Origin of the sequence: Prescottella defluvii (assembly GCF_000738775.1) — a bacterium.
GTDB classification, from domain to species: Bacteria; Actinomycetota; Actinomycetes; order Mycobacteriales; family Mycobacteriaceae; genus Prescottella; species Prescottella defluvii.
Genome location: NZ_JPOC01000020.1, coordinates 101,914 through 114,005, shown reverse-complemented (window position 1 = coordinate 114,005; position 12,092 = coordinate 101,914). Strand labels below are relative to the sequence as shown.

The 12,092-nt window shown below is 68.6% G+C and carries 13 protein-coding genes; 6 read left to right on the top strand and 7 right to left on the bottom strand.

The window, feature by feature from the left end; all coding sequences use genetic code 11:
- Positions 1–35: 35 nt before the first annotated feature.
- On the top strand, positions 36–383 hold the full coding sequence (locus IJ15_RS0107490; protein WP_031937721.1) for a DoxX family protein: 348 nt from the start codon (positions 36–38) through the stop codon (positions 381–383).
- A 54-nt stretch (positions 384–437) separates the two neighbouring features.
- Here the strand turns inward: IJ15_RS0107490 and IJ15_RS0107485 are convergent, their stop codons facing one another.
- From IJ15_RS0107485 to mftA, 7 genes are all read right to left on the bottom strand, one after another.
- On the bottom strand, positions 438–2,384 hold the full coding sequence (locus IJ15_RS0107485) for a mycofactocin system FadH/OYE family oxidoreductase 2 (protein WP_031937720.1): 1,947 nt from the start codon (positions 2,382–2,384) through the stop codon (positions 438–440).
- Positions 2,385–2,398: 14 nt separating this feature from the next.
- Positions 2,399–3,211 (bottom strand): mycofactocin-coupled SDR family oxidoreductase, encoded by an 813-nt coding sequence (locus tag IJ15_RS0107480; RefSeq protein WP_031937719.1) that lies wholly within the window; start codon positions 3,209–3,211, stop codon positions 2,399–2,401.
- 9 nt (positions 3,212–3,220) lie between these two features.
- Positions 3,221–5,197 (bottom strand): mycofactocin system FadH/OYE family oxidoreductase 1, encoded by a 1,977-nt coding sequence (locus tag IJ15_RS0107475; RefSeq protein ID WP_051918616.1) that lies wholly within the window; start codon positions 5,195–5,197, stop codon positions 3,221–3,223.
- Between the two features lie 18 nt (positions 5,198–5,215).
- Positions 5,216–6,394: a pre-mycofactocin synthase MftD gene (mftD, locus tag IJ15_RS0107470; protein WP_031937717.1), complete on the bottom strand. Its 1,179-nt coding sequence runs from the start codon at positions 6,392–6,394 to the stop codon at positions 5,216–5,218.
- Between the two features lie 87 nt (positions 6,395–6,481).
- Positions 6,482–7,699: a mycofactocin radical SAM maturase gene (gene mftC, locus IJ15_RS0107465; RefSeq protein ID WP_031937716.1), complete on the bottom strand. Its 1,218-nt coding sequence runs from the start codon at positions 7,697–7,699 to the stop codon at positions 6,482–6,484.
- Between the two features lie 61 nt (positions 7,700–7,760).
- Entirely contained in the window at positions 7,761–8,081 is a 321-nt protein-coding gene (gene mftB, locus IJ15_RS0107460; protein ID WP_031937715.1) for a mycofactocin biosynthesis chaperone MftB, read from the bottom strand.
- Positions 8,066–8,167, bottom strand: a complete 102-nt coding sequence (gene mftA / locus IJ15_RS25535; RefSeq protein ID WP_156112048.1) for a mycofactocin precursor MftA — start codon at positions 8,165–8,167, stop codon at positions 8,066–8,068. Before mftA ends, mftB begins: the two co-directional genes overlap by 16 nt.
- Before the next feature lie 124 nt (positions 8,168–8,291).
- Here mftA and mftR point away from each other — a divergent pair, with 124 nt between their 5' ends.
- The 5 genes from mftR to IJ15_RS0107430 all read left to right on the top strand — a co-directional run bounded on the left by mftR (position 8,292) and on the right by IJ15_RS0107430 (position 12,082).
- Positions 8,292–8,933: a mycofactocin system transcriptional regulator gene (gene mftR, locus IJ15_RS0107450; protein WP_031937714.1), complete on the top strand. Its 642-nt coding sequence runs from the start codon at positions 8,292–8,294 to the stop codon at positions 8,931–8,933.
- Positions 8,923–9,726, top strand: coding sequence for a mycofactocin oligosaccharide methyltransferase MftM (gene mftM, locus IJ15_RS0107445; RefSeq protein ID WP_031937713.1), 804 nt, complete (start codon positions 8,923–8,925; stop codon positions 9,724–9,726). The genes mftR and mftM overlap by 11 nt, the downstream gene beginning before the upstream one ends.
- A gap of 157 nt (positions 9,727–9,883) precedes the next feature.
- Complete coding sequence (locus tag IJ15_RS0107440) at positions 9,884–10,939, top strand: ferredoxin--NADP reductase (protein WP_031937712.1); 1,056 nt, start codon at positions 9,884–9,886, stop codon at positions 10,937–10,939.
- A gap of 185 nt (positions 10,940–11,124) precedes the next feature.
- A complete protein-coding gene (locus IJ15_RS0107435) occupies positions 11,125–11,487 on the top strand; it encodes an SPW repeat protein (protein ID WP_031937711.1) in 363 nt (120 codons plus the stop codon).
- Complete coding sequence (locus IJ15_RS0107430; protein ID WP_031937710.1) at positions 11,471–12,082, top strand: TetR/AcrR family transcriptional regulator; 612 nt, start codon at positions 11,471–11,473, stop codon at positions 12,080–12,082. The genes IJ15_RS0107435 and IJ15_RS0107430 overlap by 17 nt, the downstream gene beginning before the upstream one ends.
- Positions 12,083–12,092: the final 10 nt, after the last annotated feature.

Genomic DNA, 12,092 nt, shown 5'->3' with positions numbered 1-12,092 from the left:
AACGATTAGGGTCCCTCAATCGATCGGAATCACACATGTTCATCGCCTACGCCGTCGTCGCCGTCCTGCTGACGCTTGCGCTCACCGCCTCCGCGTTCCTGACCGCCACCCGGAACGAGCAGGTGACCACCAGCATGCGCAATGCAGGAGCGCACGACTCCTGGTTCCCGAAACTCGCCGCACTGAAGGCACTCGGCGCCATCGGACTCGTCGTCGGACTGTGGGTGCCGTGGATCGGTGTCGCCGCCGCCATCGGCGTCACCCTCTACTTCATCGGCGCCGTCACCATGCACCTGCGGGCCGGTGACAAGAACATCGGCGGAGCGGCCTTCCTCGGACTCCTCGCCGTCGCCGCGATCGTCCTCCGTTTGATCAGCGTCTGAGCCGAGCGACTGCGGCCTGCCCGGTGGGGCGACGAGCTGCGTGAGATGCAGGGCCTACAGCGACACCGCCACTCGATGCCCCTCCAGCACCGCGGCATGCGAGCGCCGCGGCGTGACGGCGTCCCCGATGCGGTACACCTCGAAGGATCCAGAACCACTGCCCGACAGCGTCTTCCACAGCTCTTCGTCCGGCTCCTGATGGGTTGCGCAGACCACCCAGTCGAACACGTTCGTCCGTGCCCGACCCGTCAGGTGGTGGTCCATCGCCACCCGTAGGCCACCGGATTCCTCGACGACACCGGTGACACCGACATCGGTCCACTGCACGATGCCCGCACGGTGCGCCCGCCGCTGCCACCCCTCCATGTCGAGAGTGATGCCGAGATCCTGCCCGACGATCATCCCCGGCGCAGCGATCGTCACCGCACACCCCCGCGCCGCCAACGTCTCCGCCACCGACGGCCCCTGATGGAAACCGAGCTCGTCCACCACCAGCACACGGCCGTCCGGATCCGCCCGCCCCTCGAGAACGTCCCGGGCATGGACGACCCGCGCACACTCCCCCGCCCACCACGGCAGGACCGGACGCGCACCGGTCGCCACGACGACGACATCCGGCGCCAGCCCGTCGAGCAGGTCGACGTCGACTTCCACACCCGTCTCGATCAGCACACCTCGGCGCTCGCACTCCCCGACCAGGTTCCGCACCAGATCGCCGAGTTCACCACGACCTGCCGCCGACGCCGCCACCCGGATCTGCCCGCCCAGCACCTCCGACCGCTCGAACAGCGTCACACGGTGCCCGCGCTCGGCCGCCGTCGCCGCGGCGGACAACCCCGCCGGGCCGCCACCGACCACCACGACTCGTCGCTCGGGCATACGCGACTGCGGCAGCGGCACCGATTCCCTACCCGCGCGCGGATTCTCGACACATCCGAGCCACCGGCCCAGACCCATCCGCCCGACGCACTCCTGATTGCACGACAGGCAGGTACGGATCTCGTCAGCGGCACCCCGCCGGGCCTTCGCCACGAACTCCGGGTCGGCGATCTGACCGCGCACCACCCCGATCAGATCGCAGCGGCCCTCCACCAGCGCGCGCTCCGCCTCGGCCGGATCCTTGAGCCGCCCCACCCCCACCACCGGCAGCGCGACACCGCGCCGGATGGCATCGGAGATGTGCAGTGCGTATCCGCGTGGCGTCGCCATGGACGGTTCCACCAGATGCAGCGTCTCGGTCGCCACCCCCATCGTGGTGTTGATGTAGTCGACGACGCCCGTCGCCTCCACCAGCCGCGCCACGGCCACCGCCTCGTCGAGCACGATGCCGCCGGACACCTGCTCGTCACCTGAGAGGCGCACGCCCAGAACGAGATCCGACCCGATGGCCTCCCGCACCGCCGCGATCACCTCGAGCAGGAAACGCGCCCGGTTCTCGACCGGACCGCCGTAGCCGTCGGTCCGCAGATTCGTCTGTCGCGCGAGGAATCCGCGGATCAGCGACGACTGCGACGCCTGCAGTTCGACGCCGTCGAATCCGCCGTCGCGGCAGTGCCCGGCAACGGTCGCGTACCCGGCGACCAGTTCCGCGATCTCGTCCGCGGTGAGCGCCTTGGGGACCTCCCGGAACAGCGGGTCCGGCACCGGACTCGGCGCCCACAGCGGGCGGCGGGAATACATCCCGGACCCCTGCCCTCCGTTGTGATTGAGCTGCGCGAGGATCACCGCGCCGTGCTCGTGCACGGCGTCGGTGATCCTGCGATACCCCTCGACCACCTCCGGGCGGTACCCGTGAATCACCTTCTCGTACGGCCAATCCGACGGATGGACGCACTGCTCCTCGGTGACGATCATCCCCACCCCGCCGGCGGCCCGGGCCGCGTAGTACGCGGCGTGCTGCTCGGTGGGCAGGCCACCGCACGCATAGTTCGTCAGGTGCGCGGTGAACACGACCCGGTTGGCCAGCGTGCGCGAGCCCAGGCGGAGCGGGGAGAACAACATCGGATACAGCTCGGTCAGACCTTGGTGTTGCCCTGGTCCAGCGCCACCTGGCTGGCCGTGACGGTCTTGGACCCGTCCCCGGCCAACCACAGCACCGCATCCGAGATGTCGTCCGGGTCGGCGATCGGCTTCTCGGTGAGGATCGGTGCGAAGTTCGGACCGTAGTGCGGGTACTGCTGCAGGATCACCAGGCTGCCCTGATCGGTACCCATATGCGTGTTGACGCCGTACGGGTGGATCGAGTTGACCCGGATCCGGTACTCGCCCAACTCCTTCGCGGCGGCCTGTGTCAGTCCGACCAGACCGAACTTCGACGCCGCGTAGTGCGCCTGGCCCGGCAGTGCCTTGATACCGGCCACCGAGCTGACGACGATGATGGAGCCACCGTTGCCCGCCTCGATCATCGCCGGCACCGCCGCCTTGAGCGTCTTGAACGCTCCGGTGAGGTTGATGTCGATCAGCGTCTCCCACTGCTCGTCCGACATCTCCCAGAATCGGTTCCAGTTGCAGATGCCGGCGTTCGCGATCACGACATCGAGCCGACCGAACTGCTCCACACCCGCATCGACGACGGCCCTCAGCGCCGCACTGTCGCGGACGTCCGCCTCACGGGCGTAGATCTTCGCGCCCTCGGCCTCGACGAGGCGCACCGTCTCGGCGAAGTCCTCGGACGTCGCCGCGTCGTACGTGTTGTCGTCGGTGACGCTCTTGCAGACATCCACCGCGATGATCGCGGCACCCTCCCGTGCCAACCGCACCGCGTGCGTGCGGCCCTGGCCGCGCGCCGCACCCGTGATGAAGGCGACCTTGCCGTCGAACTGTCCCACCGTGATCTCCTATCCCGTGACAATCTCGTTGACTGGCGTGGACCGGTGCCCGGGCGCCGCCGATACTTCCGATATCGACGGCACCGCCGACACTGCCGCGAGACGCCCCTCGCGGACGGCTTCGAGAACTGTGCGCGGGGCGACACAATCGCCGACCCTCGTTGCCGCACCGACCGGTTGCTCGTTCGGCAGAGGAGCCGAGCAGTCCACCAGTACCGAGCACGGTACGCCGAATGAAACCCCCGTGAAGCGGTTCTGCAGCAACACTTCTCCCGCTCTCCCACCCACCGGGACAACCGCCAGATGCGACGTCACACCGGCGGCCGCCAGACGCTTGTTCGCCCCCGTCAGATCCCCCGTGGGCCCCAGTCTCGATCCGATCAACTGATCCGGCGTGGCGATCGCGACCACCCGGCCGCGGGCCGCCAGCAACGACGCCACCGACACCGCGACGGGACCGCCGACCGGATCGGACACCAGTACCGGACCGGGGTCGAGCGGCACGCCCGCCAGCACGTCGGCGGCGGTGACGGCCTGCACACCTTCCTCGACCGGGCACAGAGCCGGACGCGCGGTGCTCCCCGTCGCCACGACGACGACCCCGCCGCCGCGCTGCGCATCCTCCACACCGTCCACACCGATCTCGATGCCCGTCCGGATCTCCACCCCGAGCAGGCGGCACTCCCCCTCGAGCCAGTCGACGAGCCCCGCCAACCGCGCCCGCCCGCTCCCGACGGCAGCCGTGCGGACCATGCCGCCCGTCCGAGCAGCCTTCTCCGTCAACGTCACCCGGAAGCCACGCCGCGCCAGTACCCGCGCCGCCTCGAGCCCGGCGGGACCACCGCCCACCACGAGCGCCGCCGCCGGCGCCGCGACGACGACGGGTTCGGGATCGACCGTCTCGTACCCGGCCGACGGATTGCCGATGCAGGTGACGATCGGATTGCGCGGATCACGCACCAGGCAGGTCTGGTTGCACAGCACGCACGGACGCGGATCGAGGCCGTCCCGCACACGCGTGACCAGGTCGGGGTCCGCGATCTGCGCCCGCGTCATCTCGACCAGATCGGCGTCGCCGTCGTCGAGGGCATGCTGGGCCTGCTCGGCGTCGACGACACTGCCCTGCAGCACGACCGGGATGCGACCGTCGGCGGCCGCCCGCATCGACCGGCACAGGTCGAGGTTGAATCCGGGGCCGGTACCCAGGTCCGGGCGGTAGGCGTCGGTGGCGAACGGGCCGCCGCGCACGACCACGAGCAGGTCCAGTGAATCCGCTAGCGCGCGAACCTGTTCGACGGCCTCGTCGGGGGTGACACCGGCCCACGGTGCGAGTTCGTCGCAGCTGAGCCGCAGCGAGAGGATCCGGTCGGCACCCAGTTCGGCGCGCACCGCGGCGACCACCTCGCGGGTGAGGCGCAATCGGTCGTCGCCGTAGCCGTCGGCGCGACGGTTGGTCAGTCCGGAATGGAACTGCCGCAGCAGGGAGAAAGCGCCCGCATCGAGTTCGACGCCGTCGATGCCCGCAGACACCGCAAGCCGCGCAGCCGATGCGAAACCTTCGACGAGCGCATCGATCTCGCCGGACTCCATCTCCATCGGCAGCTCACGCGACACCGGATCCGGGAACCGGGACGGCGCCCACAGCGCGGACTGCGACCACGCACTCGACCCCTGCAGCCCGGTATGGCCGAGACCCGCGAGCACCAGCGTTTCGTGCGGGCGGCACGCGTCGGCCACCGCGCGCCAACCCGGTTCGCAGTCCGCGGCGAGCGGTGCCCGCTCGTAGGGCCAGTCGCTCTGGTGCACCGACGCGGTCTCGGTGACGATCAGCCCGGCACCGCCCCGCGCCCGGCGCTCGTAATACGCGACATGTCGCGGCGACAGCCCCCGGCCGTCACCCAGGTTGGTCTCGTGCGGGCCGAACAGCACCCTGGACCGGGCGGTGCGCCCGGCCAGGGTGAACTGCTCGGTGAGACTGCCGCGCATCCGCTGGCGCGCGGTCTTCTAGCCGACGCCCAGGTCGCGGCGGAAACCCTCCGGGATCACCAGGTCGTTGGCACTGAGATCGTGAATCGACTTGTGGCCCAGGCCCAGGACGGCCGAGTCGATGCCACCGCGGAGGATGTCGAGGACGTTCTCGACACCGGCCTGGCCGTTGGCCGACAGGCCCCACAGGTACGCACGGCCGATCATGACGGCCCGCGCGCCGAGCGCGAGCGCCTTGACGACGTCGCTGCCGCGGCGGATGCCGCCGTCGAGCACGACCTCGAGCTGATCGCCCACGGCCTCGGCGATCGCCGGCAGCGCACGGATCGGTGCGGGGGTGCCGTCGAGATTGTTGCCGCCGTGGTTCGACACCGAGATCGCCGAACAGCCGGCGTCGAGTGCCCGCTTGGCGTCGTCGACGCGCATGACGCCCTTGAGCATGAACGGTCCGCCCCACTGCTCACGCAGCCACGCGACGTCCTCCCACGTCGGGAGAGGCGTGCCCATCCACTGGCCGTACGCACCGAAGAACGTGGGCGGCGCCTGGCCCGGCGCCGCAAGGTTCGGCGTCGTCAGATCCGGAACCTTGCCGGTCTTGGCGAACTCCCACAGCCACTTCGGGCGGGTGATGCCCTCGGGCGCGAACTGGAACATCGCCTTGAGGTCCATCTTCTCCGGGATCGACGGGCTGCCCCAGTCGCGACCGTTGGAGAACGACCAGTCCAGCGTGATGATCAGTCCGGTCGCCCCCGCCGCGCGAGCCCGCTCCATGCGCTGGAGCAGCGTGTCTCGGTCGCCCACCCAGTACATCTGGAAGAAGGTCTGCGGATTAGCCGCCGCCACCTCCTCGATGGACTTGCTCGCGAACGAGCTGAGCCCGATCGCGGTGCCCCGCGCGGCGGCGGCGCGCGCAACCGCGACCTCGCCGTCCGGGTGCACGGCCTGCACACCGGTGGGCGAGATCATCACGGGCATCGAAATGGGCTGGCCCATCACGGTCGTCGAGAGGTCACGCTCTCCGGACAGTCCGGCGACGTGCGGCGCGAACCCGAGTTCGGTGAATGCCGCGATGTTGTCATCGACGGTCAGACCCTTCTCGGAGCCCGCGACGAGCGCCGCATACACCGACTTGGGCAGGCGCTTCTGCGCGCGACGCTGCGCTTCGGCAACCGTCTCGAACCAGGCACTCTTGGCCATCACACTCTTCTTTCGATCAAGGGGTTCCGGCCGAATGTCGTACACGTTCAGTTGGACTGCACGCGTGCGACATTCGGCCATCGGGAACTACATCCCGGCAAGCGGATTTTCGTCACAGATCTTGGCCGGCGGACGGGTCAGCAAGGTGAGCGGAACCGGCGCCTGCGGCGTGCGACGCTCGGCACGCTTACCGGTCCGCGAATGGTCCTGGCTGGACTTGGGCACACTGCGGTCGGCCGCGAGCGCCGACTCGCCGTATCCCTGGACGCACTCGGGGTCCGGGCCGTCCATCGGCAGGCCGGTGAAGAACTTGGCCGCCATGCAGCCGCCGCGGCACGAGTCGTAGTGGTCGCACTTGGCGCACGCGCCACCGGTCTGCGGCGACCGCAGATCCTGGAACAGCTCCGAATGCTGCCAGACCTGCTGGAAACCACCGTCCGAGACGATGTTTCCGGCGAGGAACTGGTCGTGGATCGCGAACGGGCACGCGTACACGTCGCCGATCGGGTCGATCAGGCACACGACGCGACCCGCACCACACAGGTTCAGGCCCGGCAACGCGTCACCGTACGCGGACAGGTGGAAGAACGAGTCGCCCGTCAGGACGCCCTCGCCGTTCGCGACCAGCCAGTCGTACAACTCGCGCTGCTGGTCCAGCGTGGGATGCAACTCGTCCCACACGTCGGCACCGCGACCGGACGGACGCAGCCGCGTGATGCGCAGCGTCGCACCGTACTTGTCGGCGAGCTCCTTGAAGTCGTCGAGCTGGCTCACGTTCTGCCGGGTGACGACGACCGAGATCTTCGCGTCCTTGAACCCGGCCTCCGCCAGATTCTCGAGCGCCCGGACCGCCATCGCGAACGAACCCGGGCCGCGCACCGCGTCGTTGACTTCGGCGGTCGCGCCGTCGAGCGAGATCTGCACGTCCACGTAGTCGCTGGCCGCGAGGCGCTCGGCGACCTTCTTGTCGATCTTGACGCCGTTGGTGGAGAACTTCACGCCCACCTGGTGCTCGGTCGCGTAGTCGACGAGCTCCCAGAAGTCGGAGCGCACCGTGGGCTCGCCACCGCCGATGTTGACGTAGAACACCTGCATGCGCTGCAACTCGTCGATGATCGACTTGCACTGCTCGGTGGACAGCTCGCGCGGGTCCCGACGTCCCGAGGACGACAGGCAGTGCACGCAGGACAAGTTGCAGGCGTAGGTGAGTTCCCACGTGAGGCAGATCGGCGCGTCGAGACCGAGTTCGAACTGGTCGACTAGCCGACCCACCTTGGGGGCGGGCGGCTCGAGAACTGAGGTCATGGGGCTGCGTCCTCACATCGGGGATGTCTGGTTGGGTGCATGTGTGGAGATGAGACAGAGCTCAGGACGGCACGATCATGTGCGAGTCGGCCAGGGTCTCGAGGGCGCGCAGATACGGCCGTGCCGCATCCTCCTCGATGCCCTGCGCCGACAGAGCTGCCCGGACGTCCGGGTGCTCCGGCAGGGATTCGACGATCGCGACGATGGTCCGGTTCTTCAGGAACGAGAGCTTGCGCGTTCCGAAGTGGTAGAGCAGCGCCCCGAAAGGTTCGGGGCGCAGCGCCACCTGCGGGTGAAGCTTCCACGCCGCGTCGAGATCGATCGTGCCGGCCGACGAGCTGCTGCCGGCGGCTGGTGTGGACACGATCAGTACACGCCGCACATGCCGTCGATGGAAACCTCTTCGACGAGGGATTCCTCGACGAGCTGGTTCTCGTTGGCAGAAATGACACTGTCGCGATCGGACATCGATTCCTCCTCCAAATCGGACCCCGGGATCGGAGTCTGTGGTCATAGTGACTTCTTCACTGTGACTCGACTCACCACTGTAATGGCATTGGGTGCACAATGACTAGTGAAGGAGGCCACACAGGTGCGAACTCGCAGGAACCCGTCGACGCGAATCGGTAGGAGACCGACCACGACACGTGACCGCATTGCCGCGGTCGGCATCGACCTGTTCGCTGCCCGCGGGTTCGACGACACCAGCGTCGACGACATCGCCGAGGCCGCCGGCATCGCGCGTCGCACGTTCTTCCGGTACTTCCCGTCGAAGAACGCGGTGCCGTGGGGCGACTTCGACGCGCACATGTCGGAGATGCGCACCATGCTCGCGGAGACGCCCGCCGACATGTCGATCCTCGACAGCCTCGTCTCGGTCGTGTTGGCGTTCAACAGTTTTCCGCCCGAGGTCGCGGAAGGCCACCGGCGTCGCATGGAGTTGATCTTCGTCGTGCCGGCGTTGCAGGCGTACTCGGTGGTGATGTACGACGGCTGGCGCAGGGTGATCGCCGAGTACGTCGCGCAACGACTGGGCCTCGAGCCCACCGACCAGCTCCCCAAGACCGTCGGCTACCTCATGCTCGGCGTCGCACTCGGGGCATACGAGACGTGGCTGACCGACGAGTCCCTCGACCTGATCGACCTCATCTCCCAGGGCAGTCGGGTGCTCTACACCGGCCTCGCCGACCTGCACGAACCACTCCTGAACGGGGCCGCCCACCATGACGCTTGATTCGCTCGCCCCCTGCACACCCGGTCGGTGGTCGCACGACCACGTCACCGTCGAGCGCGTCCCCAGCGGCCCCCTCTCGCTCACCAGGACCGGCGACGCGCTGCACGTTCGCCACTCGCTGGGGCCGGACGCACTGAGCGAACGCCTGGTCGCCGAGGTGACCGCTTCCATCGGCGACGCGAGCTTCGGGCAGGTGGAGTTCGAACTCACCATGGTGGGGCTGGTCCGGTCGACCGTGCCCGGCGCGCTCGACTCCTGGACCGTCTACTACCGGAACTCGCTCGAGGATCTCCAGAACGGCACCGCCGACTTCGCCCCGATCCACGACAAGGCCGCCGAACTGGTCCGCGGCAGCGTCCTCGACCTGGGCTCCTGCTTCGGCTTCCTGCCGCTGCGCCTGGCCCGCGCAGGCGTCCCCGTCACCGCGACCGACATCCTGCCGGGCACCATGACGCTGCTCGACGCCGTCGCCCCGCAGCTCGGCATCCCCATCGACACCCTCGTGTGCGACGCCGCGAACGTCCCTGTGCCTGACGACAGCGCCGACACCGTCACCGCCGTCCACCTCCTCGAGCACGTGGATCCCGCGACGGGTGCCGCGGTCGTCGCCGAGGCCCTGCGCATCGCCCGCGAGCGCGTCGTGATCGCGGTCCCGTACGAGGACGAGGCCACCGCCTGCCACGGCCACATCCGCACGTTCGACGCCGACGCACTGCGCGAACTCGGCGCCTCGACGGGCCGGCCCTTCGAGGTCTTCGAGCATCACGGCGGCTGGCTGGTCCTCGAGGCCTGATTCCCGAGCCCCGATCACACCTCTCGAGACGCTCCCGATCAGCGGGAGCCGGAAGCGGCGAATTACCATCGCCCCGGTAACGTCGCTACGCTGCTACGCTGAAACTAGAACACGTTCTATACGTTCTACACTGATCCACGAGAGGACCAGAGTTCGCATGACCACTATCGATGTGCCGCACAGCTCTCGATCCGCGGTGCTCACCGTGTCCGGGGTTATCGAGGAGACCCCCGATTCGCGGTCGCTGGTCTTCGACGTCCCCGCGGACATGAAGAGCAAGTTCCAGTACAAGCCCGGCCAGTTCCTGACGCTGCGCATTCCCAGCGACCAGACCGGCTCGGTCGCCCGCTGCTACTCCCTGGCGAGCTCGCCGTTCACCGACGACGCACCCAAGGTCACCGTCAAGCGCACCGCCGAGGGCTACGGCTCCAACTGGCTCTGCGACAACATCTCGGTGGGCGACCAGATCGAGGTCCTGCCCCCCGCCGGCGTCTTCACCCCCAAGTCGCTCGACCACAACTTCCTGCTCTTCGGCGGCGGCAGCGGCATCACGCCCGTCATGTCGATCCTGAAGTCGGCGCTCACCCAGAGCGACAGCAAGGTCGTCCTCCTGTACGGCAACCGCGACGTCGAGTCGGTGATCTTCGCTGCCGAGCTGCGCGAGCTCGCCGCCAAGTACGCCGACCGCCTCACGATCTTCCACTGGATCGAGACGGTCCAGGGCCTGCCGAGCGCGACGCAGCTCGCAACGCTCCTGGCTCCGTACACCTCGTACGAGGCGTTCATGTGTGGCCCCGGCCCGTTCATGGACACCATCCACGAGGCGCTGGCCCAGGCCGGGATGCCGCGCGCGCAGGTCCACGCCGAGGTGTTCAACTCCCTCAGCGGCGACCCGTTCGAGGACGTCGAACTCGAGGAGGTCACCGAGGAGGAGGCCGCCGACGCCGCGACCGTCGAGATCGAACTGGACGGCGAGACCCACAGCTTCGCGTGGCCGCGCAAGCAGACCCTGGTCGACGTCATGCTGTCCAAGGGCCTGGACGTGCCGTACTCCTGCCAGGAGGGCGAGTGCGGTTCGTGCGCCTGCACCGTCCGCGAGGGCGAGGTCGCGATGGACCACGCCGGCGTCCTCGACCAGGAGGACATCGACAACGGCTACATCCTGGGCTGCCAGGCCAAGCCGGTGAGCGATCACCTCAAGATCGAGTTCTGACACGCGGTTCCCGCACCTTCCGAGAGGCCCGATTCCACCACCTGGTGGGGTCGGGCCTCTCGCGTACTGTTTCGTGTCCTGAACTGCACAAACCTGCAACAAGAGCGCAATCGGAACATATTGATCGGCCGGTCAGTCGGCGTGACACTGGGGTGAGGACACAATCCTTTCCCGAGGAGGCTGGCATGAAGGCATCAACTCGTTGGCAGGACTACGCGGCTGTCGTCCTCGGCGCCTACGCGGCCCTGTCACCCCTGTGGCTCGCCACCGACACCGGCGCCCGCTGGTCGCTGATCGTGCTCGGTGTGCTGGTCGCCCTGTCCGGCCTGGCCCAGATGGCACGCCCGTCGACGGCCGCGGCGGACTACGCGATGGGCGTGTTCGGCGTCCTGATGTTCATCTCCCCGTGGGTCATGAACTTCAGCGCGATGACCGGGGCATCGTGGACGGCCTGGGTGGTCGGAGCGCTGACCGTGGTGGTCGCCGTCGCCGGGATGCCGGCGATGAGTGCCCGGATGCACGGACACGGCGGTGTCGCAGCGCACTGACGGCGACGGGACCTCCCGCAAGAAGATCCTCGACGCCGCCGAATCGCTGATCGCCGAGCACGGATTCGACGCCACCTCGACGGCCGCGGTCGCCGCGGCCGCCGGGGTGCCCAAGGGGCTCATCTTCTACTACTTCGACACCAAGGCCGACATCCTCACCGCCCTGCTCGCGGAGCGACTGCCCGCCGAACCGCTCGACGACCTCGGCCCCGTCGTCGCGCCGGGCGACCCCGCGACCAGCCTGATCAATCTCGACACCGCGCTCAACACGCGGGACCACCACTCGTCGACGATGCGGGTGATCATCTGGCGGGAGGCCGAGACGCACCCCGACATCCGTCATCACCTGCGACGATTCCGCTCGTACCTGCAGGACGCGACGGTCCGTGTCCTGCAGGCCAGCGCCGTCGGCCCGGTACAGCCGGGAACCCTGCGAGCCTGCGCGAACGCGTGGGTCGCGGCGATGTTCTCGGCCGCCCACGACGACCGGATGGACGACCGGGTCCACGACCTCGACGACATCCGGCGACGCGCGGGCGACGAGTTGGGCAGCGTGGCCCGGGTCGTCGCCGCCGGGATGGTGCAGTTGGGCTGAACCGACCCGA